Annotated in this window: 23 protein-coding genes; 18 read left to right on the top strand and 5 right to left on the bottom strand. The window is 65.9% G+C overall.

The features are described 5' to 3' along the window. The first annotated feature begins 6 nt into the window (after window positions 1–6). The 11 genes from AC1MH0_RS07035 (at window position 7) to AC1MH0_RS06985 (ending at window position 10701) form a co-directional block, all read left to right on the top strand. Entirely contained in the window at window positions 7–579 is a 573-nt protein-coding gene (locus AC1MH0_RS07035) for a F0F1 ATP synthase subunit B family protein (protein WP_435368373.1), read from the top strand. 203 nt (window positions 580–782) lie between these two features. After that, complete coding sequence (locus AC1MH0_RS07030; protein ID WP_056488555.1) at window positions 783–1103, top strand: DMT family transporter; 321 nt, start codon at window positions 783–785, stop codon at window positions 1101–1103. A gap of 343 nt (window positions 1104–1446) precedes the next feature. Next, window positions 1447–3372 (top strand): excinuclease ABC subunit UvrC, encoded by a 1926-nt coding sequence (uvrC, locus tag AC1MH0_RS07025; protein WP_056055419.1) that lies wholly within the window; start codon window positions 1447–1449, stop codon window positions 3370–3372. Window positions 3373–3527: 155 nt separating this feature from the next. Beyond that, complete coding sequence (locus AC1MH0_RS07020) at window positions 3528–4511, top strand: polysaccharide deacetylase family protein (RefSeq protein WP_480965294.1); 984 nt, start codon at window positions 3528–3530, stop codon at window positions 4509–4511. 109 nt (window positions 4512–4620) lie between these two features. Then, window positions 4621–5352, top strand: a complete 732-nt coding sequence (recO, locus tag AC1MH0_RS07015) for a DNA repair protein RecO (protein WP_480965293.1) — start codon at window positions 4621–4623, stop codon at window positions 5350–5352. A gap of 40 nt (window positions 5353–5392) precedes the next feature. Then, window positions 5393–6439 carry a 3-isopropylmalate dehydrogenase gene (leuB, locus tag AC1MH0_RS07010; RefSeq protein WP_480965292.1) on the top strand — a complete coding sequence of 349 codons (1047 nt, stop codon included), beginning with the start codon at window positions 5393–5395 and terminating at the stop codon, window positions 6437–6439. A gap of 4 nt (window positions 6440–6443) precedes the next feature. Continuing rightward, window positions 6444–7544: a glycosyltransferase family 2 protein gene (locus tag AC1MH0_RS07005; RefSeq protein ID WP_480965291.1), complete on the top strand. Its 1101-nt coding sequence runs from the start codon at window positions 6444–6446 to the stop codon at window positions 7542–7544. A gap of 208 nt (window positions 7545–7752) precedes the next feature. After that, window positions 7753–8958 carry a trans-sulfuration enzyme family protein gene (locus AC1MH0_RS07000; RefSeq protein WP_480965290.1) on the top strand — a complete coding sequence of 402 codons (1206 nt, stop codon included), beginning with the start codon at window positions 7753–7755 and terminating at the stop codon, window positions 8956–8958. Then, the gene (gene apaG / locus AC1MH0_RS06995) at window positions 8955–9353 is read left to right on the top strand and encodes a Co2+/Mg2+ efflux protein ApaG (protein WP_480965289.1); all 399 of its coding nucleotides are present in this window, start codon (window positions 8955–8957) and stop codon (window positions 9351–9353) included. Before AC1MH0_RS07000 ends, apaG begins: the two co-directional genes overlap by 4 nt. Further along, window positions 9350–10132, top strand: coding sequence for a LysR family transcriptional regulator (locus AC1MH0_RS06990; RefSeq protein WP_480965288.1), 783 nt, complete (start codon window positions 9350–9352; stop codon window positions 10130–10132). Before apaG ends, AC1MH0_RS06990 begins: the two co-directional genes overlap by 4 nt. 41 nt (window positions 10133–10173) lie before the next feature. Further along, the gene (locus AC1MH0_RS06985) at window positions 10174–10701 is read left to right on the top strand and encodes a GNAT family N-acetyltransferase (RefSeq protein WP_243643223.1); all 528 of its coding nucleotides are present in this window, start codon (window positions 10174–10176) and stop codon (window positions 10699–10701) included. Window positions 10702–10864: 163 nt separating this feature from the next. Here the strand turns inward: AC1MH0_RS06985 and AC1MH0_RS06980 are convergent, their stop codons facing one another. After that, window positions 10865–12136 (bottom strand): serine hydrolase, encoded by a 1272-nt coding sequence (locus AC1MH0_RS06980; protein WP_480965287.1) that lies wholly within the window; start codon window positions 12134–12136, stop codon window positions 10865–10867. After that, complete coding sequence (locus AC1MH0_RS06975) at window positions 12136–12990, bottom strand: ABC transporter permease (RefSeq protein WP_056065087.1); 855 nt, start codon at window positions 12988–12990, stop codon at window positions 12136–12138. Before AC1MH0_RS06975 ends, AC1MH0_RS06980 begins: the two co-directional genes overlap by 1 nt. A gap of 65 nt (window positions 12991–13055) precedes the next feature. On the opposite strand from AC1MH0_RS06975, the gene AC1MH0_RS06970 reads away from it, so the two are divergent. Beyond that, a complete protein-coding gene (locus AC1MH0_RS06970) occupies window positions 13056–13814 on the top strand; it encodes a GcrA family cell cycle regulator (protein ID WP_480965286.1) in 759 nt (252 codons plus the stop codon). Between the two features lie 472 nt (window positions 13815–14286). Here AC1MH0_RS06970 and AC1MH0_RS06965 read toward each other — a convergent pair whose 3' ends face one another. Beyond that, on the bottom strand, window positions 14287–15141 hold the full coding sequence (locus AC1MH0_RS06965; protein WP_480965285.1) for an outer membrane protein: 855 nt from the start codon (window positions 15139–15141) through the stop codon (window positions 14287–14289). 159 nt (window positions 15142–15300) lie between these two features. Between AC1MH0_RS06965 and parE the strand changes: the two genes are divergently transcribed. Further along, window positions 15301–17307: a DNA topoisomerase IV subunit B gene (gene parE / locus AC1MH0_RS06960; RefSeq protein ID WP_480965284.1), complete on the top strand. Its 2007-nt coding sequence runs from the start codon at window positions 15301–15303 to the stop codon at window positions 17305–17307. A 180-nt stretch (window positions 17308–17487) separates the two neighbouring features. Here the strand turns inward: parE and AC1MH0_RS06955 are convergent, their stop codons facing one another. Beyond that, window positions 17488–18144 (bottom strand): hypothetical protein, encoded by a 657-nt coding sequence (locus tag AC1MH0_RS06955; protein WP_480965283.1) that lies wholly within the window; start codon window positions 18142–18144, stop codon window positions 17488–17490. 372 nt (window positions 18145–18516) lie between these two features. Here AC1MH0_RS06955 and AC1MH0_RS06950 point away from each other — a divergent pair, with 372 nt between their 5' ends. The 5 genes from AC1MH0_RS06950 to queE all read left to right on the top strand — a co-directional run bounded on the left by AC1MH0_RS06950 (window position 18517) and on the right by queE (window position 23401). Continuing rightward, on the top strand, window positions 18517–19707 hold the full coding sequence (locus tag AC1MH0_RS06950) for an acetylornithine transaminase (protein ID WP_480965282.1): 1191 nt from the start codon (window positions 18517–18519) through the stop codon (window positions 19705–19707). Window positions 19708–19894: 187 nt separating this feature from the next. Continuing rightward, window positions 19895–20812 carry an ornithine carbamoyltransferase gene (gene argF, locus AC1MH0_RS06945; protein ID WP_480965695.1) on the top strand — a complete coding sequence of 306 codons (918 nt, stop codon included), beginning with the start codon at window positions 19895–19897 and terminating at the stop codon, window positions 20810–20812. 32 nt (window positions 20813–20844) lie between these two features. Further along, window positions 20845–21762, top strand: coding sequence for an Hsp33 family molecular chaperone HslO (gene hslO / locus AC1MH0_RS06940; protein WP_480965281.1), 918 nt, complete (start codon window positions 20845–20847; stop codon window positions 21760–21762). 300 nt (window positions 21763–22062) lie between these two features. Next, the gene (gene queC / locus AC1MH0_RS06935; RefSeq protein WP_480965280.1) at window positions 22063–22767 is read left to right on the top strand and encodes a 7-cyano-7-deazaguanine synthase QueC; all 705 of its coding nucleotides are present in this window, start codon (window positions 22063–22065) and stop codon (window positions 22765–22767) included. A gap of 1 nt (window position 22768) precedes the next feature. Beyond that, on the top strand, window positions 22769–23401 hold the full coding sequence (gene queE / locus AC1MH0_RS06930; RefSeq protein ID WP_480965279.1) for a 7-carboxy-7-deazaguanine synthase: 633 nt from the start codon (window positions 22769–22771) through the stop codon (window positions 23399–23401). Between the two features lie 245 nt (window positions 23402–23646). Here the strand turns inward: queE and AC1MH0_RS06925 are convergent, their stop codons facing one another. Further along, window positions 23647–24357 (bottom strand): hypothetical protein, encoded by a 711-nt coding sequence (locus AC1MH0_RS06925; protein ID WP_480965278.1) that lies wholly within the window; start codon window positions 24355–24357, stop codon window positions 23647–23649. Window positions 24358–24475: the final 118 nt, after the last annotated feature.

Here is a 24475-nt window from a genome sequence, read left to right as displayed (position 1 = left end):
GAGGGCATGGCGCCCGAAGGTGCGATCGACAACCAGGGCCTCCAGGGTCACACGACCGCGCCCGGCGGCGTCGAGCATGTCGCCGATCCGACCGCGCTCGGCCTGACCTCGACCGGCTGGGTCGCGGTCGCGATGATCGTCGTCATCCTGCTGATGATCTGGAAGAAGGTTCCAGGGATGATCGGCAAGATGCTCGACACGCGCATCGCCGGCATCCGCACGCAGCTCGACGAAGCCAAGGCGCTCCGTGCCGAAGCCGAAGCTATCCGCACCGAGTACGAGGCAAAGGCCAAGACCGCGCACGTCGAAGCCGAAGCCATGAAGGCCCACGCGCACCACGAAGCCGCGGCGATCATCGCCAAGGCGAAGGCCGGCGCCGAAGACCTCATGACCCGTCGCGCGAAGATGGCCGAGGACAAGATCGCCGCCGCCGAACGTGCCGCGATCGCCGAAGTCCGTGCGCGGGCGGCGGATGCTGCGGCCAAGGCTGCGGGTATCCTGATCGCCGAGCACCACGACGCAGCCGCCGACCGCATGATGGTCGACCGCTCGATTTCGGGTCTAGCCCGCCTCAACTAACCGGGGGCAGCGCTGGAAGCGCTGCCGTTCCCCCGCAAAGGCGGGGGCCCAGGATCTCATAGGACAGCGCCCGCAACCCTGGACTCCCGCCTCCGCGGGGGAACGGTCGTTCGCTTGGCGCTTTTCCTGTTTTGCACAGACGGCCGTCTCTTCCCGGGTTTCCGGCGGCCGAGTCTCCAATCTGAGCCCGTTGGAGAACATTCATGTCCTGGCTCATCCTCGCCGTCGCGGTCGTCACCGAAATCTGCTGGGCGCTCAGCCTGAAATGGGCGGCCACCGTCGCCACGTGGCAGGCCTCCAGCGTCCCGATCATCCTCAGCTTCGTCAACATGGGCCTGCTCGCGCTCGCCATGCGCGGCCTCCCCGCCGGCACCGCCTATGCGATCTGGACCGGCGCTGGCGCGATCGGCGTCATCATCGGCGGCGTCATCCTGTTCGGCGACAAGGTCAGCGGCATCCAGGCCTGCTTCATGGCCCTGACCGTTGTCGGCATCGTCGGCACCAAGGTCTTCGCCCAAACCTGACGTTCTGCCTTCGCCCGTAGGGCGCGTAAGATTGATTCACGCGAAGGCGCGAAGGCGCGAAGGCGCGAAGGCGCGAAGAGAAGATGGGTTCACGCGGAGACGCGGAGCCGCGGAGGTGTTGCGGCTCGGGATGATGTACCGAGCAGCCACGAGTGAATGTAAGCCTTCGGCAGGTTGAGAACGAACGCTGAGTGCTCGAATCTTCTCTCCGCGGCTCCGCGTCTCCGCGTGAACCAACTCCTCCCTTCTCTTCGCGCCTTTGCGCCTTTGCGTGAAAATCACTTCTCCAGCGCCAACGGCGACCGCTGGCATAACCCCCTCGCACTCCCTAGATTCCTCAGCGATGTCCTCCCCCAATTCCCCCGACCGGTTCAACGAAGACAAGTCCACATTCGCCGTCCGCGGTGGTGGTGAAGCGCCCGACCTCGCGGCCGGCGTGGCGGCGATCCGCAACGTGCTCGACACGCTGCCGATCCGCCCCGGCGTCTACCGCATGCAGGACGCGCGCGGCGACGTGCTCTACGTCGGCAAGGCGCGTGCGCTTCGGAACCGCGTCGCCAACTACGTCCAGGTCGAGCGGCTGACGAAGCGCCTCCAGCGGATGGTGTCGCAGACCCGGTCGATGACGATCGTCACGACCAACAACGAAGCCGAGGCGCTGCTGCTCGAATCGCAGCTCATCAAGCGCTATCGCCCCGCCTACAACGTGCTGCTGCGCGACGATAAGAGTTTCCCGTTCATCCTCCTGCGCGACGACCACGCCTTCCCACGCGTCCAGAAACACCGCGGCGCGCGCCGGGCGAAAGGCAATTACTACGGCCCGTTCGCGAGTGCCGGGTCGGTCAACAACACGCTCAACGCGCTCCAGAAGCTGTTCCTCCTGCGCAGCTGCACCGACAGCTTCTTCAAGACCCGCGACCGGCCGTGCCTGTTGTATCAGATCAAGCGCTGCTCCGCACCGTGCGTCGGCCGGATCGACGAGGCCGCGTACCGCGAATTGACCGAGGATGCGAAGGCGTTCCTCGGCGGCAAGTCGACCGGCGTGCAGGCCAAGCTCGGCGCGCAGATGCAGGCCGCCGCGGAGAACATGGACTTCGAACTCGCGGCGCTGCTCCGCGACCGTCTCCGCGCGCTCACCTTCATCCAGGGTACGCAGGCGATCAACGCGGAGGGCGTGGGCGACGCTGATATCTTCGCGATGGCGTGCAAGGACGGCCTCATCGGCATCCAGGCGTTCTTCATCCGCGGCGGCCAGAACTGGGGGCATCGAAGCTTCTTCCCGCAGCATACCAACGACGTCCCGGAGGACGAGGTGCTGACCAGCTTCCTCGGCCAGTTCTACGAGGAGGTCCCGCCGCCCAAGCAGATCCTGCTCGACCGCGAACTGACGGAAGGTGCACTGCTGGCCGAAGCACTAGGCGAACGCGCCGGCTATAAGATCGCGCTGCAAGTCCCGCAGCGCGGCGACCGCCGCCGCCTGATGGATCAGGCCAAGCGCAACGCGATAGAGGCGATCGAACGCAGGCAAGCCGAATCGACCACGCAGGCAAAACTCCTGCGCGAGGTCGCCGACCTGTTCGACCTAGCCGAGCCGCCCGAACGCATCGAGATCTACGACAACAGTCACATCCAGGGCACCGCCGCGACCGGCGCGATGGTCGTCGCGGGGCCGGAGGGTTTCCGCAAAGGCCAGTATCGAAAGTTCAACATCAAGAACAAGGATACCGCGCCGGGCGACGATTTTGCGATGATGCGCGAGGTCTTCACGCGGCGGTTCTCGCGCGCGCAGGCCGAGGATCCCGATCGCGATTCGGGCGACTGGCCCGATCTGGTGCTGATCGACGGCGGCAAGGGGCAGCTCAATACGGTGAAGGCCGCGCTCGAGGAGATCGGCGTCGAGGACGTGTGCCTGGTCGGGATCGCCAAGGGACCGGAACACGGCCGCGATGGTCGCGAGGTGTTCCACATGCTCGACGGCCGCGAGTTTCAGCTTCCCGTCAACGCCCCGGTGCTATTCTACCTCCAGCGCCTCCGCGACGAGGTCCACCGCTTTGCGATCGGCGTCCACCGTGACAAGCGCAGCAAGGCGATCGGCGCCAGCCCGCTCGACGAAGTCCCCGGCATCGGCCCCGCCCGCAAGAAGGCGCTGCTGATGCACTTCGGCACCGGCCGCGCGGTCCGCAATGCGAGTCTCCAGGACCTCCAACAGGCACCCGGCGTGTCGGCAGGGGTCGCGCAACAAGTCTATGATTTTTACCATTCACGGTAGCCGCATGCACTTGGCCGCCGATCGAGAACGCACACATCGCCGTGCGTGCTAAAGAATGATGACGTCCCGGATCGGGAATAATTTATAACTCAAATCAAGGTGATTTGTATAAAATCACAACGCCATTTTCATCACTGATTGTTACATACCAAGCCGTGACTACGCCCGTCTTCCTGACCATCGATACCGAGTTCGCGTGGCGCCACCATGCCGCCGGTCTGGATTGCGACGCGATCTATGCGCGCTCGCTGGAGCCGGCCGGGGTAGGACTGGGCTATCAGCTCGCCGAGCTCGCCCGGCATGATTTGAAGGCGTGCTTCTTCGTCGATCCAATGCCTGCGATCACGTTCGGGCCTGCGCCGATCCGCCGCATGATCGATACGATCCTTGAAGCAGGGCAGGAGGTGCAGCTTCACCTCCATCCGAACTGGACGAGCGCGCTGCCGGGCGATCATGGCGTCGCGCACGACCCGTTCCAGCTCTACATGTACAGTCTGGACGAACAGATCGACCTGCTCGTTCGCGCCACGGAATTGCTGCTCGAAGCCGGCGCGCCGCATCCGATCGCGTTTCGCGCCGGCAGTTATGCCGCGAACGACGATACGCTGACCGCGCTGCAGAGCCTCGGCTTCGCCTATGACAGTAGTCACAACGGGTCGGAGGCGCCGCACGCCAGCCGTATCTCGCTGCCTGCCCGTCAGATAGCCCCGCTTCGCCGTGCGAACGACGACCAGGGCGGGATCGTCGAAGTCCCGGTAACCGTGATCGAGGACATGCGCGGCCGTATCCGGACGTTCCAGCTCTGCGCCCTCTCCGCAGGCGAAAGCTACGATGCGCTCGAACATGCGGCGGTATCGCACCATGCAGCGGTAACGATCGTCAGCCACGGCTTCGAACTCGCTAATCGCCGCGGCACGCGCGCGAACGCCGTCCACGTCCGGCGTTTCCAGGCGCTGTGCACCATGCTCGCGGAAATGCGCGACGTGCTGCCGACCACCCACTTTACCGATCGCCCGACGCTGGAACTCGACCGCGCGGATATTCCCTTGGGGCCAGACCCATTGCGGACGCGGTGGCGCCAGGCCGAACAGCTTTGGTCGAACTGGGTTTCGGAACGACCCAGCGCCCGGCGCCCCTGACGCTTGCTAAGACTGGCGCGCGCTGGCAGTTCGGCTCGCCGGCATGTGGCCTGAAGGGCCGCCGCTAAATCTCTCCTCTCCGGCGAGCGGGAGGGCTACAGGGTGACCAATGCACCTTCGCGCGTCCGCCATCGTCGTCGCCGTTCGCCAGCATGGCGAACACGGCGCGATCGTGCGCGCGCTGACCCGGAACGATGGCGTCCAGCCCGGCTACGTCCGCGGCGGGCGGTCGCGCGCGATGCGGCCGGTGCTGTTGCAGGCGAACGTCATCCAAGGCGAGTGGCGTGCGCGGACCGGCGAGCAGCTAGCGTCCTTGACGGCGGAGTTGGTCCACAGCCGCGCGACGCTCCACGGCGAGCCGCTCGCGGCCGGTGCGCTCGAATGGGCCACCGCGCTGGTCGCCGCCGCGCTTCCCGAGGCACAGCCCTATCCGCAGATCCACGACGCGCTCGACGGCGTGCTGGGTGCGATCGAAAGCGCTCCATCCGCCCGCGGCTGGGCGGCGGCGCTGGTCCGGTACGAATTACTGGTGCTGGCGGAACTGGGGTTCGGACTCGATCTCGACCGATGCGTCGCGACCGGAGCGGAGGACGATCTCGGCTTCGTGTCGCCCAAGAGCGGCGCAGCTGTCTCGCGCGGGGCGGCGTTCGGGTATGAGGGCAAGCTGCTGCGATTGCCGCAGTTTCTGATGAGCGGCGGAGAAGCCGACTGGCCCGATATCTTCGATGGCCTGCGTCTCACGGGACATTTCCTCGCCCGCGACATCCTCGTCGACCGCCGCGCCGATCCACTCGCCGCGCGCGACCGGCTGGTCGATCGCCTGAAAAGGGCGGTTGCGTGAGCGCGCACCGCCCGGCAAGGGGCCGCCAGGAGAAACGCACATGCCCTTGATCGCGATACTGGCCGGCGACGGCATCGGACCCGAAGTCACTGCAGAAGCGCGCCGGGTGCTCGATACGCTCGGTCTCGACCTCAGCTATGAAGAAGGGCTCGTCGGCGGTGCCGCGTACAAGGCCGCGGGTCATCCGCTTCCGCCCGAGACGCTCGAACTCGCCAAGCGCGCCGACGCGATCCTGTTCGGGGCGGTCGGCGATCCCGACTGCGATGCGCTCGAACGCCAGTTTCGCCCCGAACAGGCCATTCTTGGCCTGCGCAAGGAACTCGGCCTGTTCGCCAACCTTCGCCCCGCCAAGTTGTTCGCGGGTCTCGAGGACGCATCCGCGCTCCGTCCAGAGATCGCCCGGTCGATCGACATGGTCATCGTCCGCGAACTGACCGGCGACGTGTATTTCGGCGCGAAGGGCATCCGCACCACCGCCGAGGGCCTGCGCGAAGGTCATGACGAGATGCGCTACGACGAGACCGAGATCGCGCGCATCGCCCGCGTCGGCTTCGAGACCGCGCGCACCCGCAAGAGCAAGCTGCTCTCGGTCGACAAGGCCAACGTGCTGGAGACCTCGCAGCTGTGGCGCGACGTCGTGATCGAGGTCTCGGCCGACTATCCCGACGTCGCACTCAGCCACATGTACGTCGACAACGCGGCGATGCAGCTGGTGCGCAACCCCGGCCAGTTCGACGTGATCGTCACCGGCAACCTCTTCGGCGACATCCTCTCGGACGAAGCGTCGATGTGCGCCGGCTCGATCGGCATGCTGCCCTCCGCCGCGCTCAACGGATCGAACAAGGGCATGTACGAACCGATCCACGGCAGTGCGCCTGACATCGCAGGGCAGGGCAAGGCCAACCCCTGCGCGGCGATCCTGTCCGCGGCGATGATGCTGCGCCACTCGCTCGACCTGCCCGAAGCCGCCGACCGGATCGAGGCGGCGGTCGCCGCCGCGATCCTGAAGGGCGCGCGCACGCCAGATCTTGGCGGCACGCTCTCGACCTCTGCGATGGGCGACGCCATTCTCGCCGAACTAGGCTGACCCGATGATCCCGGACCTTCTCGAACTCGCGATCGTCATCCCGACGTTCAACGAGAAGGCCAACGTCCCGACGTTGATCGCCAAGCTCGACCAGGCGCTGGCCGGGCGCAACTGGGAGGCGATCTTCGTCGACGACGACAGTCCCGACGGTACGGCGGATGCCGCGCGCGAGATCGCCCGGCTCGACAAGCGGGTCCGCGTGATCCAGCGGATCGGTCGGCGCGGGCTGTCGTCGGCGTGTATCGAGGGGATGTGTGCCACCGCCGCGCCGGTCGTCGCGGTGATCGACGGCGATCTTCAGCATGACGAGACATTGCTGCCGGCCATGCTTGATCTATTGAAGGACGGCGATACCGACGTGGTGATCGGTTCGCGTTTCGTCAGCGGCGGCGGCACCGGCGAGTGGGACAGCGACCGCGTCGCCAAGTCGGCGCTTGCCACAAAGCTGTCGCGCCGCGTGCTGAAGTGCGACCTCAACGATCCGATGAGCGGCTTCTTCATGATCCGCACCGACATCGTCCGCCGCCTCGCGCCCTCGCTGTCGGCGATCGGCTTCAAGATCCTGCTCGACCTGCTTACCGCCTCGCCGACGCCGCTGCGCTTCGTCGAGGTGCCCTACACCTTCCGCTGCCGCACCGAGGGCGAAAGCAAGCTCGATCACGTCGTCGCGATGGAATATCTGATCGCGATCTACGACCGGATGTTCGGGCGCGTCGTGCCGGTGCGGTTCGCGATGTTCTCGGCGATCGGCGTGTTCGGCGTCGGCATCCACATGGCGGTGCTGACCGCGTTGTTCGTCGGGTTCGGCACGCACTTCCTGGTCGGCGAGATCGTCGCGACGCTCGCAGCGCTGACGTTCAACTTCTTCCTCAACAACGCGCTGACGTATCGTGATCGGCGGTTGAAGGGGTGGCGGCAACTGGTCGACGGCTGGGTTTCGTTCGCGGTGATCTGCTCGGTCGGCGCGGTCGCCAACGTCGGCATCGCCGCGTTCCTGTACGAGATGCGCGACGGCGCCTGGGCCGCCTCTGCGCTGATCGGCGTGCTGGTCGGCGCGGTCTGGAACTACGCGCTATCCTCGAAATTCACCTGGGGGCGATACTAGGCGGAACCTGCTCCCCTCCCTGGAAGGGAGGGGCTGGGGGTGGGTAGGCCAGCTTGTGTCGCGACCGTTTCACGATCCGGAACCCGACCCACCCCCAACCCCTCCCTTCCAGGAAGGGGAGAATGGCGGCCCTTGGAACAGGGGCACACACCCGCAAGGCTTGTCCCCGGGCTTGTCATCGCGGCTCCCCCCCGGCAAAGCGGCGCGCATGAAGCGCAAGACCGGCCAGGATCGTTCGATCACTCAGAATTGGCGTCCCGCGACGCGCGCCATCCGCGGCGGCACCGCCCGCAGCGAATATGGCGAGACGTCGGAGGCGTTGTTCCTCACCTCGGGCTATTGCTACGACAAGGCGGGCGACGCCGCGGCGCGCTTTGCCGGCGAGCAGGAGGGGATGACCTATTCCCGCCTGCAGAACCCGACCGTGCAGATGCTCGAGGAGCGGATCGCGCTGCTGGAGGGCGCCGAGGCGTGCCGGACGATGGCGACGGGCATGGCGGCGATGACCGCGTCGCTGCTGTGCCAGCTCCAGACCGGCGATCACCTCGTCGGCGGCCGTGCGGCGTTCGGATCGTGCCGCTGGCTCACCGACACGTTGCTCCCGAAATTCGGCATCGCCACGACGATCGTCGATGCGCGCGATCCGCAGGCGTTCCTCGACGCGGTCCGTCCCGAGACGAAGGTATTCTTCTTCGAGACGCCCGCCAACCCGACGATGGACATCGCTGACCTCAAGGCGATCTGCGACATCGCGCGCGAACGCGGCATCACGACCGTGGTCGACAACGCCTTCGCCACGCCGGCCTTGCAGCGGCCGATGGAGTTCGGCGCGGACGTGACGGCGTACAGCGCGACCAAGATGATGGACGGGCAGGGCCGCGTGCTCGCCGGTGCCGTCTGTGGCACCGAGGATTTCATCACCAACACGCTGTTGCCGTTCACGCGCAACACCGGCCCGACGCTATCGCCGTTCAACGCCTGGGTGGTGCTCAAGGGCCTAGAAACGCTCGACCTGCGGATCCACCGCCAGTCCGAGAACGCGATGAAGGTCGGCGAATTCCTCGAAGGTCGCGTGCCCCGCGTGCTGCATCCCTTCCTGGCGAGCCATCCGCAGCACGAACTGGCCAAGCGTCAGATGGACGCATGCGGGCCGATCTTCGCGTTCGAGGTCGAGGGTCGCGAACAGGCGCACGCGTTGCTCGACGCGCTGGAGTTGGTCGATATCTCGAACAACATTGGCGATTCGCGCTCGCTGATGACTCACCCCGCCTCGACCACGCACGCCAGCGTATCGCCCGACAAGCAGATCGAGATGGGCGTGACCGAGGGGCTTCTCCGGATCAACGTCGGGCTCGAAGACGTACAGGACGTGATCGACGACCTCGACCAGGCGTTGCGCCAGGCGGGCCTGTGAAGGCGCTGTTCCCCAACGCGGCGACGACCGATGGGGTGACGGTGCGGGTGTCGGTCAGCTATCTGCCCGAACAGTCCGAGCCCGAGCGCGGCCGCTGGTTCTGGGCCTATCACATCCGCCTCGAGAACGAGGGCACCGAGACCGTCCAGCTGCTCACCCGCCACTGGGTGATCACCGACGGTCGCGGCGCGCGGCATTCGGTCGAGGGCGAAGGCGTCGTCGGCGAACAGCCGGTGATCGAGCCGGGCGCGAGCTTCGACTACGTCTCGGGCTGCCCGCTCGCGACCCCGTCGGGCGCGATGCAGGGGAGCTACCAGATGGTCCGCGAAGACGGCGCCGTGTTCGCGGTCGAGATACCCCGCTTCTCGCTGTTCGCCACCGCGGTGCTCAATTGAAGCGCACGCATCTCCCGCTCAACGGCTTGCGCGTGCTGGACGCGGCGGCGCGGCATCTGTCGTTCACGCGCGCAGCGGACGAGCTGGCGGTGACGCCGGCGGCAGTTGGTCAGCAGATTCGCGCGCTGGAGGATACGCTCGGCGTGGTGCTGTTCCGTCGTACCACACGTGGGCTGGAACTGACGCCGGAGGCCGAGGCGGGCCTCGGCGCGCTCCGCGGCGGTTTCCTCCAGTTCGAGGAAGCGGTTCGCGCGATGCAGGCTGGTCAGTCCTCCAAATCGCTGACGATCGCCGCGCCGCGCGACCTGACCGAGAAGTGGCTGATGCCGCGGCTTGCGCAGATCGCCGAGTCGGATCCCGAATTGCGCTTCGTGCTGATCACCGCCGACGAGAATGTCGACTTCACCGAAGCCAATCTCGACCTCGCGATTCGCTGGGGCGATGGTCCCGGCGAGCATGAGGGCGAGGCGCTCGAGTCGGAGGGCATGGTGACGATCGCCAAGCCCGGCACGGATAGCGAAGCGGCGATCGCATGGTCGGGTGAGGACGGCGTAGCGCTGGTCCGCGTCACCGACGCCGGGCTTGCGATCGACGCGGCGGCGGCGGGACTCGGCCGCGCGACGGTGCCCGAACTGCTTGCTCGCCGCGATCTCGCACAGGCTCGCGTCCAGCTGATCGGCGAGTCGCAGCCTTCGAAGGGGGGGTATTGGCTCGTCGCCCCGCTCCCGCAGTGGCGCCAGAAGAAAGTCCGCGCGCTCGTGGATGCCCTGACCGCGTGAGGCAACCCGGACGCAGACCACGGCGCGCCGGAGTATCGCCGGTGCTGAAGACGCGACGGCTGCGGTTGCGGCCGCTCGTCGAGGGCGACGCGACCGCGCTGCATCCGATGCTCGCCGATGCGGAGCTGATGGCATATTCCGCGGACGGTCCGCTGGGCTCGGTCGACGACGTGCGCACCTATCTCGCCGAGGAAGCCGCCCCCGGCAACCAGCGTACATGGGCGATCACCCGCACCGGCGACGACCGCGCGATCGGCTGGGTCTCTGGCAGCGAGGCCGATGGGGCAGGGGTGACGGAGATCGGCTTCATCCTCGCGCGAGAGGCGTGGGGGCGAGGGATCGCGCGTGAGGCTGTCAGCGCAGTGATAGATCGGTTATTTGCGGAGGGGCGGAGCCGTGTGTTCGCCGACGCGGATACGGAGAATACCGCATCGATTCTGTTGCTGGAGCGCCTCGGTTTCCGCCGCGAGCGCTTGCTGCGGGATGAGTGGGAAACGCATCTGGGGTTGCGCGACAGCCTGATCTACGGGCTCTGTGCTGATAGCTGGCAGGCGGCAGGGCGGGCCTGAGCCCCACTTAATAAGCTGTTCTCCTGCGAACGCAGGAGCCCGGGATCACAAACGCCATCTTCAGTTACCCTGGACCCCCGCCTTCGCGGGGGAACGGCATGGGTTGGCGTTCGCGCTGTATTTGATCAGCCTATGGGGGGCATTTAGCGAAAAGCAGCAAACCCTACCGCGCAACCAACAACGCCAGCGCCCGCCCCATCAGCCCGGCGAATCGAACCTCGTTCACCGCATCATCAGCCCGGTGCCAGTTCCCGGTCGCCGCGTACCAGCGGCCGTCCTTCGCCTGCACCAGATAGTTCAGCGTCAGCACGCCAGGCTCGCCACCACCCTTAAACCCGACATACCCAAATCGCTTGGCGATTGCCGGGTCCACCCCCGCATTGACCGCCAGCACCGCCCGAGTTGTAGCATCCGCCCCCCGCAACCGATCCAGCAGCCCCGCCATCGCCGAAGGACTCGCAAACCATTCGACGCTGTCGATCGCCACCGGCTTCCCCGCGAACACGGTCGGATCGAGCTTGGCGGTCGAAATTTTCACCGCATTGTCGACCAGCAGCGTCCGTCGCTCGTCCACAGACCCCGCTGCCCAAGTATTCGTCAGCGCCGGATCGCCCTTCAACACGAACATCTCGCGCGTCGTCATCACCGGCACGCTGCCGCCCACTGCCGCCGCCATCGCATCGACCTTCGCGCGCCCGAGCGTCGTCAGCAGCGTATCCGTCGCGGTGTTGTCGCTGATCGAGATCATCATCGTCGCGAGCGTCTGCACAGTCACCGGCGACCCGGCGGGCCAGGTCTGCAACACCCCCGACGGCAGGGATGGCGCCCCGACCTTCACGACGTCATCCCAATGCCGCTCGCCGCTCGCCACCTGCCGCGCCAGTTCCGCCAGCACCCAGAGCTTGAACGCCGACCCGAGCGGTGCCGCGACGTCCGCGCGGTATTCGATGATCGGCTCGGGTCTGCCGCTGCCCAACGCATACAGCCCGAACCCGCTAGCTCCCGGCAGCGCACGAAACTCCGCCTCGACCTTCGCCAAAGTATCGTCCCGCGCGCCCGTACCCGTAACCAGCAACCCGGTCGCGGCATGCGGCGCCGCGGGGTCGATCACCAGCCGAACGCTCGCCGTACCCCGCGCATAGCTAACCACCAGATCCGCGGACCATGCCGACGTCGCCGTCAGCGATTCGATCTTCTGCGGCGCACCCAGTGTCGCCTTCAGCTTCTCGACGATCGTTTCGAACTGCGCCTTGGGCACCTTCTCGCGAAAGCTTGCCGCAAAATACGTGTCGTAGACACCACGCCCGTCGAGGATCGCGACCAGTGCATCGGCCTTCGCCCGCAACGCCGGGTCTGCCACCGCGCCCTGCGCCACCGCACTAACCGGCAGCAAGGCCACCGCCAACGCCACCAGCCAGAGCGCAAGCCCACGCATCAGTTCTTCAACTTCCAACCGCTCTTCAGCAACCGGTAGCAGAGCGTCGCCAGCACGAGATCGATCACCAGGATCACGATCCCGCCGATCATCACTGGCGAGTCGGCGATCCCCAGGAACCCGTATCGGAAGCCCGAGATAATATAGAAAAATGGGTTCGCATGGCTGAACGCGCGGAACGCGGGTGCGAGCTTGTCGACCGAATAGAACGTCCCCGACAGCAGCGACAACGGCGCGATCACGAAGTTGGTGACCGCAGCCGCATGATCGAACTTGTCCGCCCAGATCGACGTCAGCACGCCGAGCAGCGCGAGGAACGTCGCGCCCAGCAACCCGAACCAGATGATCGCCAGCGGCGCATGTGGCGTCACGTGTACGCCCGGATACAGCGCCATCGCCGCCCAAACGACGATACCGACGATCACCGCGCGAGTCACGGCGCCGGCTACCAACGCGCCCAGCAGTTCACCCGTCGACAAGGGTGGCTGGAGATAATCGACGATCGTCCCCTGCATCTTGCCGACCAGCAGCGAGAAGCTCGCATTGGCGAACGCCGGGCCCATCATGCCCTGCGCGATGATCAGCCCCGGCGCGATGAAATCGGCGAACGCGACGATCTGCCCATCGACCGGAACCGGGCTTTTCGCGCCCGTCGCGATGGTGAACACGATCAGAAACAGGAGCGTCGTGATCGCCGGCGCCCACACCGTCTGAAGCTGCACCTTGAAGAACCGGCGCACCTCCTTGATATAGAGGGTTCGCAATCCCTCCCAGTTCACGCTCTTTATGACGGGAACGCCGGGGGCGGAATGCACCGCCGAATGGATTTCACCGATTGGGGGCTGGCTGCTCATAGGCGTTGCGGGTAATCGCTGCCGCTGCCGCCCGCAACCCGGCTGAGCAAGACTAAGGAACGAACATGTCCTGGACCGACGAGCGCATCGCGACGCTCAAGACGATGTGGGAGGCCGGCCAGACCGCCAGCCAGATCGCCGAAGCACTGGGTGGCGTGAGCCGCAACGCCGTCATCGGCAAGGCGCACCGCCTCGAGCTGCAGGCGCGCCCGTCCCCGGTGAAGCCGAACGATCCCGAGGCTAAGGCGGCTGCTGCTGCCGAGGCAACGGCGTCGGCTGCTGCGGCGGCCCCCGAGCCGGTCGTGGCACCGGAGCCGGTGGAGGTCGAGGCCCCCAAGCCAGCACTGGTCGCAGAGCCCGTCGTCGCAGCGGCCAAGCCTGCAGCACCGGTGGAGCCCGAGCCGGTCGCCGAAGAGCCTGAAGACGACGAAGACGAGGACGAGGACGAGGCTGCTCCGGCAGTTGTCGCGCCCGTTCGTGCGCCGCAGTCGATCCTGCGCTCGGTCGGTCCAGGCGGCTTCCTCCGCCAGGCACCCGGCGAGCAGCAGCCTCCAAGCACGCCGGCCCCGCCGCGTCGTCTCGTGCCGGCCAAGCCGTCGGCCGAGATGGCGAACAAGACGAGCCTGCTCGAACTGAACGACCGCATCTGCAAATGGCCGCTCGGCCATCCTGGCGAGCCCGACTTCCACTTCTGCGGCAAGGCGGTGAACCCAGGCTTCCCGTATTGCGTCGATCATTGCGGCCATGCGTACCAGGCGCAGCTCCCGCGTCGCGATCGCCGTCCGACGCCACCGCTGCCGTTCGGCGGTCCGCGGCCGAGGTGAGGCGCAGGGCGGTCTGCGTCAACCTGGCGCAGGACTCGCCCAAGCCCGGCCGACGACATGGGCTTTGCCCATGGCTAGCGTGATGTAGAAAAGGCCGTTTCCTCAAGTGAGGAAGCGGCCTTTTTTCTGACTGCTCCTCCACCCCGGCGAAGGCCGGGGCCCAATTGGGAAGGTCATGGTGATGACGGGTTCCGCTCAGTTGGCCGTGTTGCCCAATTGGGCCCCGGCCGTCGCCGGGGTGGTGGACGCGGTTAAGGGCGAGCATCCTCACCATGTTCTCCCGCGAAAGCGGGAGCCCAGACTGGGTCCCCGCCTTCGCGGGTAAACAAAGAAGGGCCGCTTCCCGGCGTGAGGAAGCGGCCTTTTCTACATCAGCTAGCCATGGGCAAAGCCCATGTCGTCGGTCGCGGCGAGCCGCGCCGGCCGGGCTTGGGCGAGTCCGCTGCCAGGGTGGCAGCGGCCGCCCTGCGCCTTAAAACCGAAACGCCACCGTGCCGCGCAGGCTGTGCCAACGGAAGTTGTCATCCGAACGCTTGAACGCCGTCCCAGCCGTGTTCGGCGCGAGCACGAACGGGTTGTTCGCAGGCTGCGTGCCGCGCGTCACGAGAACGCGCGCGTCGTCGTCCTGATACTGGTGGAACATGTATTCCATGCCGACCGAGATGTTCTTGCCGAGCTTCTGCTCGATGCCACCGCCGCCGGTGATGCCGAACTGGTTCTTCTTGCCGCTCTGCGCATAGGCGTTGGCCGTGTTGCTCGAATAGAAATCACGATCGATGCGCGCATAGCCCGGACCGAACGTGCCGTAGAACAGCGTCGTGTTGACCGCATAGCCCACACGGCCACGGATCGAGGCTTCCCAGTCGAGGTCGCGCGTCATCGTGTAGAAGGCGGGGGTGGTCGAGAAGGCGGTGACGCTGTCGCGGATGTTCGACTTGCCGAACTCGCCGACGACGCCGACGACGATGTTGCCACGCTGCTGGTCGATGCCGACGCGCGCGTAATAGGCGGTGTTGTCCTTGTCGTTGCGGCAGCCACGGCCACCGACGGCAGGAGCCGTGCTGCTCCGTGCGGCGCCGTTGCAGAAGCCGGGCGAGAACGCGTTTGCGCCGGCAGCGGTCGTGACGGCATCGCCGAAGCGGCCATCGAGGTTGCGATCGAACAGAATCGACGAACCTTCGTCGTTCGGCTGGACGTCATAGCCACCGGCCGCACCGAAATAGATGCCGCTGAACGGCGCGTCGGCCGTAACTTCCTGCGCAGTGGCAGGTGCTGCGAACCCCAGCGTAGCGGCGCCAGCGAGCGCCACCATCATCGTCTTGCTCATATTCACTCCCGGAAACTTCATGACAGGTTTTTCATAAACGGCGGATCGCTTGAAATTTATCCCCGCACTGCAACAATCTACATCAATGTGGCTTTCCGGTAACACGGAGAACAAACAGAGCCTGTGGCTTTGTCGCGGGCCAGCGGCTACGTTCGCTCCATGGCTGAAGATCTGTTCGCGTCTCCGGGCGCGTCTGGCGGGAAAACCGCTGCAAACACCTATGACGCGTCCTCGATCGAGGTGCTCGAAGGCCTCGAACCCGTGCGTCGCCGCCCCGGCATGTACGTCGGCGGCACCGACGAGCGCGCGCTGCATCATCTTGCCGCCGAAGTGCTCGACAACGCGATGGACGAGGCGGTCGCCGGCCACGCAACGCGCATCGAAGTCACGCTCGAAGCGAACAACCGCCTGACGATCGTCGATAACGGCCGCGGCATCCCGGTCGACCCGCATCCGAAGTTCCCCGACAAGTCCGCACTGGAAGTGATCCTCTCGACGCTCCATTCGGGCGGCAAGTTCGCGGGCAAGGCCTATGCGACATCGGGCGGCCTGCACGGCGTCGGCATCAGCGTCGTCAACGCCTTGTCGTCCGACACCGTCGTCGAGGTCGCGCGCGACCGCCAACTCTATCGCCAGCGCTTCGCCAAGGGCCTGACGCTCGGCCCGATCGAGCATCTTGGGCCCACGCCCAACCGTCGCGGCACCAGCGTCGCCTTCACGCCCGACACCGAGATCTTCGGCACCGAGCTGAACTTCAAGCCGCAGCGCCTCTACAAGCTCGTCCGCTCGAAGGCGTATCTTTTCGCCGGCGTCGAGATTCGCTGGCACTGCGCACCCGACCTAATTGGCGACGACACCCCCGCCCAGGCCGTGTTCCAGTTCCCCGGCGGGCTAGCCGATCACCTTCGCGACCAGATCGCCGGCCGCGAATGCGCGACCTCCGACTTCTTCTCCGGCTCGCAGGATTTCCCGAGCGCGAACGGCGAAACCCAAGGCCGCGTCGAATGGGCGGTCGCGTGGCCATTGTGGAGCGACGGCTCGTACAGCTGGTATTGCAACACCATCCCGACCCCCGACGGCGGCACGCACGAACAGGGCCTCCGCCAGGCACTGGTCCGCGGCCTGCGCGCGTTCGGTGATCTCGTCGGCAACAAGAAGACCAAGGATATCAGCGCGGACGACGTCATGGTCGGCAGCGAACTGATGCTGTCGGTCTTCATCCGCGAACCGCAATTCCAGAGCCAGACCAAGGATCGCCTGACCAGCCCCGAAGCCGCCGGCCTCGTCGAAAAGGCGGTCCGCGATCATTTTGACCATTTCCTCAGCCACAACATGGAGCGCGGCAAGGCGCTGCTGAACTATGTGCTTGAGCGGATGGACGAACGCTTGCGCCGCAAGCAGGAACGCGACGTCAAGCGCAAGACGGCGACCTCCGCGCGGAAGCTGCGCCTGCCCGGCAAGCTCACCGACTGCTCGGCGAACTCACCCGAGGGCACCGAGCTGTTCATCGTCGAGGGTGATTCGGCAGGTGGCTCGGCGAAGCAGGCGCGCGACCGCAAGACGCAGGCGATCCTCCCGATCCGCGGCAAGATCCTCAACGTGGCTTCGGCGACCAGCGCCAAGATCTTCGCCAACCAGGAAATCGCCGACCTGACGCTCGCGCTAGGCTGCGGCACCCGGAAGGACTGCACCCCGGATACGCTCCGCTACGAACGCATCGTCATCATGACCGACGCAGACGTCGACGGCGCGCACATCGCCACGCTGCTGATGACGTTCTTCTTCCAGGAGATGCCCGAACTCGTCCGCCGCGGGCACCTCTACCTCGCGCAACCGCCGCTCTATCGCCTGACCGTCGGCACCAAGAGCATCTACGCGAGAGACGACGCGCACCGCGCCGAACTCGAACGCACCGTGTTCAAGGGCAAGAAGGTCGATGTCGGCCGCTTCAAGGGCCTTGGCGAGATGAACCCGAGCCAGCTCCGCGAAACCACGATGGACCCCGCCACCCGCGGCATGCTCCGCATCACGCTCCCCCAGGAATATGAGGAGCGCGCACAGGTGAAGGACCTTGTCGACCGCCTGATGGGCAACAACCCCGCGCACAGGTTTGCCTTCATCCAGGAGAATGCAGGTCGCATGGACGAGGAAGCGATCGACGCGTGAGGTAATGGTAGAGCTTGTCGGGAACGGGTGGCGGGCTCGTCCTAAACCGACATGAACGCGGCCCGAGTTCGCCAAGCTTGCCACCACCACTGTCTTCACCCGCGAAGGCGGGTGCCCAGCCTGGGCACCCGCCTTCGCGGGAGTACAATCTGGGCACCGTTATGGCTCTCAAACGATCACCTACTGCTTGTAGGCGACCAGCGTCGACGTCTTCCCACGTTTGATGTCGTTGACGTCGATCGTCATCGTCTTGCCGTCGGGCGAGACCGTCATGAGGAATTTGCCGGTCACCTTGCCTTCGAACATATCGGTCTCGTGCAACGTGCGGGCACTGGGCTGCGTCAGGGACACGGTCGTCCAGCCCGGATCGCCCGTTACCGGCACTGCCGGACCGCCGATCGTCGCGGCGAACGAGATGCCGATCGGCGTCGAATAGGTCACCACCTTGCCGACCTGCGCGAACGTGAACGTCAGCCCGCTGTCGGACACCTGCGCATCCTTGGTCTGGCGCCAAGAGCCCGACGTGGCATGCGCGCCGGCAGGGGCGGGGGCGACGCGCTCGCTGACCGACGTGCCGGTGATCGGAACGCCGGTCGTGCCCACCGTCTCGCTGAATGCCGTCGCAATCGATTTTCCGTCGGCAGACACCGTCTCGGTCGCTTCGCTGACGATCTTGCCGCCCTTCTTCGTCGCGTATTTCACGATCGCCGGATCGACGACGGTTACCGACATCTCGTCGTAGTAAGGCTGTCCAGCCACCGCATGCCAGCCACCGTCGGCGACGACCTTCACCACCGGCTTGCAGGTGGCGCAGGTGTAGAGTCCCTTGTCTATCAACGTGCTGGAAGGTTTGGTGGACAATTGACTGGCACTGATATCACCCTTCCAAGTACCCGACAGGACGTCTTGTGCGACTACCGGCGATATCGCGGTCGATACCAATGCTATGACAATTGTAAGTTTGATCATGATTATCTCCCCTGTACTTCGACGAGGTCATTCGAATCGAATCAAAGCACATAGGATTCTCGCGCCGCGTCTGCCGATGCATGCGCTTGTTTAGGGGGATGCGACAGGGCGACGGCGATATAAACTCGGTCAGCTTTGGTGGGCGATGCAAGCGGTGTTGCTCCCGGCGGCGCGCGCTCGTATCAGGCGGTTCGGGCGGCCGATAAGGGTCGCCCTCGCTGTTTGAAGGAGCTTGCCGTCGTGACCATCACCCCGCTCATGCCCGTCTACCCGCGGTGTGGCGTGCGTCCGGTCCGAGGCGAGGGCGCGTACCTCTTCGGCGAGGACGGCCAGCAGTATCTCGATTTCGCCAGCGGCATCGCGGTCAACGCGCTCGGCCACGGCCATCCGCATCTGACCAAGGCGATCGCCGAGCAGGCGGCAACGCTGATGCACGTGTCGAACCTGTACGGATCGCCGCAGGGCGAGCACCTCGCGCAGCGCCTCGTCGACAACACATTCGCGGACACCGTGTTCTTCACCAACTCGGGTGCGGAAGCGGTTGAGTGCGCGATCAAGACCGCGCGCCGCTATCACTTCGCCAACGGCAATCCGCAGCGCCATACGCTGATCACGTTCGACACCGCGTTCCACGGGCGCACGCTGGGCGCGATCTCGGCCACCAACCAGGCCAAGATGCGCGACGGGTTCGAGCCGTTGCTGCCGGGGTTCGCCTATGCAAAGTTCAACGATCTTGAAGGCGCGCTGGCGCTGATCGACGACAACACCGCGGGCTTCCTGGTCGAGCCGATCCAGGGCGAGGGCGGCATCCGCCAGGCGAGTCACGAGTTCCTCACCGGCCTGCGCAAGGCGTGCGACGAGCACGGCCTGTTGCTGGTGCTCGACGAGGTCCAGTGTGGCTATGGCCGCACCGGCAAGTTCTTCGCGCATGAACTGTACGGCATCATGCCGGACATCATGGCGGTCGCCAAGGGTATTGGCGGCGGCTTCCCGCTCGGCGCCTGCCTCGCGACCGAGGAAGCCGCCAAGGGCATGGTCGCCGGCACGCACGGCTCTACCTATGGCGGCAACCCGCTGGCGATGGCGGCGGGCGAGGCGATCCTCGACGTGATGCTCGAGGACGGCTTCCTCGACAACGTCGCCGCGATGGGCGACCGGTTGCGGCAGGGGCTCGAGCAGATGATCCCCAACCACGATCATTTGTTCGACAGTGTCCGCGGTACCGGGCTGATGCTCGGGCTGAAGCTGAAGAGCGACAGCCGCGCGTTCGTCGCGTTCGCGCGCGACAACCATAATCTGCTGCTGGTGTCGGCGGGCGAGAACGTTGTCCGCATCCTGCCGCCGCTGGTGATCGACGAGAGCCATATCGCCGAGTGCATCGACAAGCTGTCGACCGCCGCGCGTGTCTACGTGCCCGCCGCCGACGATTGAAATCTTCCGCTCATCCTGAGTAGCCGTTGAGCGAAGCCGAAATGGCGTATCGAAGGGCCCGCCGATACCGGGCGCGACCTTCGGTACGAGGCCCTTCGATACGGGTCTTCGGCTTCGCTCAGCCCCTACTCAGGACGAACGGTTTTACCGACTAACGGCCTGCATGACTGGAGCCGATGCTTTGACCATCCGCCATTTCCTGAATCTCACCGACGCCGGAGCCGACGGCATCGCCGCGATGCTGGCCGATGCACTCGACCGCAAGGCGGCGCGCGCCGGCTTCCCGAAGGGCCGCGCCGACGCCGATGTGCCGCTCGCCGGCCACACGCTCGCGATGGTCTTCGAGAAGAGCTCCACCCGCACGCGCTTCTCGTTCGACATGGCGATCCGGCAGCTCGGCGGCACTTCGATCGTGTCCGACGGCGGCTCGATGCAGCTCGGCCGCGGCGAGTCGATCGCCGACACTGCGCGCATCCTGTCGGGCTATGTCGACGCAATCATGATCCGCACCGACGATCATGCCAAGATCGAGGAGATGGCGCACTACGCCTCGGTCCCGGTCATCAACGGCCTCACCGACGCGTCGCATCCGTGCCAGATCATGGCCGACCTGCTGACGATCATCGAGAGCGGCAAGTCGCTGCCCGGCCTCAAGGTCGCGTGGCTTGGCGATGGCAACAACGTGCTCGCCTCGATCGTCGAGGCCGCCGGCCTGATGCAGTTCGACGTCGTTGCGGCGTGCCCGCAGGGGTTCCAACCAGAGGAAGAGGCCATCACGCGGTCGTCGGGTCGGGCGCGCGTCGTGGCCGACCCGCGCGAGGCAGTCGAAGGCGCTGACATCGTCGTCACCGACACCTGGATCTCGATGGGGCAGGCGCATGCCGATGCGAAGCTGACGGCGCTCACACCGTACCAGGTCGACGCCGCGCTGATGGCACTCGCCAAGCCCGACGCTAAGTTCCTCCACTGCTTGCCCGCGCATCGCGGCGAGGAGGTCACGCCCGAGGTGATCGACGGCCCACAGTCGCTGATCTGGCAGGAAGCGGAGAACCGCCTACACGCGCAGAAGTCGGTCCTGCGCTGGTGCTTCGGGCAGATCGGTTGACCTGAACGGGCAGGGTCACCATCTGGCGGACGATGAACGATACGCCAAAATTCGACCCTAACGTGACCGATCTCGACCGCGCGCTAGCCTTCGCGATCCCCGCGCGCAGTGCACGCGGCCGGATCGTGCGGCTCGGCACCGCGCTCGACGAAGTGCTCGCCGCGCACGCCTATCCGCCCGCGATCGAGAGGCTGCTTGCCGAGGCGCTCACGCTCGCCGCGCTGATCGGTTCGACGCTCAAGGACTCGAGCGGTCAGCTGACGATGCAGACGCGCACCGACAACGGCGTCGTCCAGCTGCTCGTCTGCGACTACCGTGGCGGTGAAGTGCGTGGGTACATCGAGTACGACGCGGACAAGCTCGCCGAGGCGCCCGCCGAACCGTCGCTGTTCGCGCTGTTCGGCGCCGGCTATCTCGCGATCACGTTCGACATGGCGACCAGCAACGAGCGCTATCAGGGCATCGTCCCGCTCGACGGCGACACGCTGTCGCAGGCCGCGCAGAGCTATTTCACACAGTCCGAGCAGATCCCGACGATGATCCGCACCGGCATGGCGAAGGGCCCAGACGGTCGCTGCATCTCCGGCGGGCTGTTCCTCCAGCATCTTCCCGAAGGCGAGGACGGGCGCGAGCGGTTGCATACCAAGCTCGACCATCCGGAATGGGAGCATGTCGCCACGCTCGGCAACACGATGGGCGTCGACGAACTCACCGACGCGACGTTGCCACTGGAGACGCTCGTCTGGCGCCTGTTCAACGAGGAGGAAGATGTCCGCATTCTCGCCGACATCCCGATCATGCGCGGGTGCCGCTGTGATCCGGATTATATCCGAGGCGTGATCTCGAAATTTCCCCTGGAGGAGCGCCAGTCGATGGCGGACGAGTCCGGCTTCATCATCGTCGACTGTGCATTCTGCGCGACCAAGTTCCCGGTGCCGGTGGAGGATTAAAACCCTCTCCCTGCAGGGGAGAGGGAGGGGCCCGCGCGAAGCGTGGGAGGGTGAGGGCAAGGTTGGGGCGATCACGTGCCCTCACCCTTCCGTCGCCTACGGTTCCTCCCTCCCTCTCCCCCAAGGGGAGAGGGGATGTACGGCGTTAACGGCGTTTTTACGTCTCACCCTTATCTTCGGTTACGTGCTCTTATTCAGCACGTTTTTCTCCCTTGTGGCGCACGTCCGCGCCAAACTCGGGGCTGCCCCGCCGGGCGGCCCCTTTCTTTTTTGTGCTCGCTGGCCTAGCGAGCACGCATCATGACATCCCCTGCTCCCTTTGCGGTCGCCCTCGTATCGGGCGGGCTCGACTCGATGGTATCCGCCGCCCTCGCGCGCGAAGCCGGCCAGCGCGTGCTCGCGCTGTCGTTCGACTATAACCAACGTCACCGGATAGAACTCGCCGCCGCGCGGCGCGTCGCCAGCGCACTCGGTGCCGAGCGCCACATCGTGCTGCCGATGGACCTCTCCGCGTTCGGCGGCTCCGCGCTGACCGCCGATATCGACGTGCCGAAGGACGGCGCGGGTACCGAGGACGGCGGCGGCATTCCGGTCACCTACGTACCTGCACGCAACACGATCTTCCTCAGCCTCGCGCTCGGCTGGGCCGAGGCGGCCGGCGCGCGCGACATTTACATCGGCGTCAACGCGCTCGATTACTCCGGCTATCCCGATTGCCGCCCCGAGTTCATCGCCGCGTTCGAAGGCCTCGCCGAACTCGCGACCAAGGCTGGCGTCGAGGGCGAACCATTCCGCATCCAGGCGCCGCTGCAGATGATGACCAAGGCGGATATCGTCCGCGAGGGCACGCGTCTCGGCCTCGACCTCGGCCTGAGCTGGTCGTGCTACGATCCAACGCCTGCCGGTGAGCATTGCGGCGAGTGCGACAGCTGCCGCCTGCGTTCGCGTGGCTTCGACGAGGCGGGGATCGCCGACCCGACGCGCTACGCCGTAAAGCCGGCCTGACATGAGCTACGCCGTCAAGGAAATGTTCCTCACGTTGCAGGGCGAGGGCGTCAACGCCGGCCGCCGCGCGGTGTTCGTCCGGTTCGCCGGCTGCAACCTCTGGTCGGGCCGTGAACAGGACCGCGCGACCGCGGTCTGCAAGTTCTGCGATACTGAATTCGTCGGCACCGACGGGCTCGGCGGCGGCAAGTTCGCCGATGCGCAGGCTTTGGCGTCAGCGGTAGCGGGCTTCTGGGGAGAAGGGGTGCACGATCGATTCGTCGTCCTGACCGGCGGCGAGCCGATGCTCCAGATCGACGACGCTATCGTCGATGCGCTGCATGCGTACGGCTTCCGCATCGCGATGGAGAGCAACGGTACGATCCCGGCGCATCCGGGAATCGACTGGATCTGCATCAGCCCCAAGGCCGGCAGCATCGTCGTCCAGCGCGCCGGGCACGAGCTGAAGCTCGTCTGGCCGCAGCCGGGCAGTGACATTGAGGAAGTCGAGACCTGGGACTTCGCAAACTTCCTGCTGCAGCCGCTCGACGATCCCAAGGCGGATGCGAACCGTGAGACCTGCGTGGATCTGGTGATGGAACGCCCGCAATGGCGACTGTCGCTCCAGACGCACAAGCTGCTCGGCCTGCGCTGATCGATCGAATAAGGACGCACGGGTAGGGGGCGCTACCGTCCCCCTCCGTCATCCCAGCGAAAGCTGGGATATCCCCGTGTGACTACCGTCATCTGACCCGCAAGATACCCCAGCTTTCGCTGGGGTGACGGACGAGGTTAGGTGGTCGGGATGTCGAATGATGTCGATGCCCGCCGACCGCGTGCTTGGTGCGAAGGGTGCGGACAGATGTGCACCCTCAGATCACTCGACCCTCAGCCGGCAACTCAGCGGGTCGCCATACCCATGCCGGCCGGTGGCCAGTTCTGCGCGCCGCACTTCTTCACGACCCATTCGCCCTTCTTGTTCCAGCAGATCGGATCGAGCCGGATCATCATCGGCGCCGAGCGCTCTCGACCGATGTACCGCGGAAAGCGCTGCTCGCCCCACGGGATCAGGCTGTTGCGCAACTCACGCGAGCGCGCCAGCGCGACGTCGGCGAAATGACCGCGCGGTGCGAACACCGCATCGCGCCCGATCGACCCTGCGGTCTGGCAAAAACCGTACTGCGCCGCCACGGTGGCGAAGCTCGAATAGGTCCGCGTCCCGAACTGGTCGAGCGCGCCCTGACCCGCCCTGGGCCCCGCCGCCTTGTTCACGCGCAGGAAGTATTTGGTGAGCGTGTCGAACGCCCCCTTCAGCTCTTCGCCGTGATCGGCCAAGATCGAATTATAGTTCGGCACGGTCAGCAAAGTCGGTTCGAACTGGCACTGCAACGCCGCGACGTTGAGCGCCGCGCGCATGTGCCATACCAACGCCGCGCGCATTTCCGCCGACGTCGCACCGGGCAGGGGCTGACCAAGGTCGGATTCTTCGCCAGTGACGGCTGCGCCCGAGAAATCGCGCGACTGTAAAAAGAACTGCGCCGACGCCGACTGCGCCATAGCGAGCCCGCTCGACGCCACGCAAAGCGCGAGCGCGGTACGCAACACCTTCATTCCAACCTCCCCAGGGCATTCCAAGTGATCGAATCTAAAGCGTTTCCGTGAAACCCCCAAGCGATTTTAACCTTTTCGACCGGTCGTCCGACGCCATTGTCGGGTGGGAACGTCAGAA

This window comes from Sphingomonas sp. AP28, from assembly GCF_056680455.1.
This window is presented reverse-complemented; position numbering and strand designations above follow the sequence as displayed.

Coding starts and splice junctions, on each gene's coding strand:
- AC1MH0_RS07035 (WP_435368373.1), top strand. CDS start 7: ATGGCGCCCGAAGGTGCGATCGACAACCAGGGCCTCCAGGGTCACACG.
- AC1MH0_RS07030 (WP_056488555.1), top strand. CDS start 783: ATGTCCTGGCTCATCCTCGCCGTCGCGGTCGTCACCGAAATCTGCTGG.
- uvrC (WP_056055419.1), top strand. CDS start 1,447: ATGTCCTCCCCCAATTCCCCCGACCGGTTCAACGAAGACAAGTCCACA.
- recO (WP_480965293.1), top strand. CDS start 4,621: ATGCACCTTCGCGCGTCCGCCATCGTCGTCGCCGTTCGCCAGCATGGC.
- leuB (WP_480965292.1), top strand. CDS start 5,393: ATGCCCTTGATCGCGATACTGGCCGGCGACGGCATCGGACCCGAAGTC.
- AC1MH0_RS07005 (WP_480965291.1), top strand. CDS start 6,444: ATGATCCCGGACCTTCTCGAACTCGCGATCGTCATCCCGACGTTCAAC.
- AC1MH0_RS07000 (WP_480965290.1), top strand. CDS start 7,753: ATGAAGCGCAAGACCGGCCAGGATCGTTCGATCACTCAGAATTGGCGT.
- AC1MH0_RS06980 (WP_480965287.1), bottom strand. CDS start 12,136: ATGCGTGGGCTTGCGCTCTGGCTGGTGGCGTTGGCGGTGGCCTTGCTG.
- AC1MH0_RS06975 (WP_056065087.1), bottom strand. CDS start 12,990: ATGAGCAGCCAGCCCCCAATCGGTGAAATCCATTCGGCGGTGCATTCC.
- AC1MH0_RS06970 (WP_480965286.1), top strand. CDS start 13,056: ATGTCCTGGACCGACGAGCGCATCGCGACGCTCAAGACGATGTGGGAG.
- AC1MH0_RS06965 (WP_480965285.1), bottom strand. CDS start 15,141: ATGAGCAAGACGATGATGGTGGCGCTCGCTGGCGCCGCTACGCTGGGG.
- parE (WP_480965284.1), top strand. CDS start 15,301: ATGGCTGAAGATCTGTTCGCGTCTCCGGGCGCGTCTGGCGGGAAAACC.
- hslO (WP_480965281.1), top strand. CDS start 20,845: ATGAACGATACGCCAAAATTCGACCCTAACGTGACCGATCTCGACCGC.
- queC (WP_480965280.1), top strand. CDS start 22,063: ATGACATCCCCTGCTCCCTTTGCGGTCGCCCTCGTATCGGGCGGGCTC.
- queE (WP_480965279.1), top strand. CDS start 22,769: ATGAGCTACGCCGTCAAGGAAATGTTCCTCACGTTGCAGGGCGAGGGC.
- AC1MH0_RS06925 (WP_480965278.1), bottom strand. CDS start 24,357: ATGAAGGTGTTGCGTACCGCGCTCGCGCTTTGCGTGGCGTCGAGCGGG.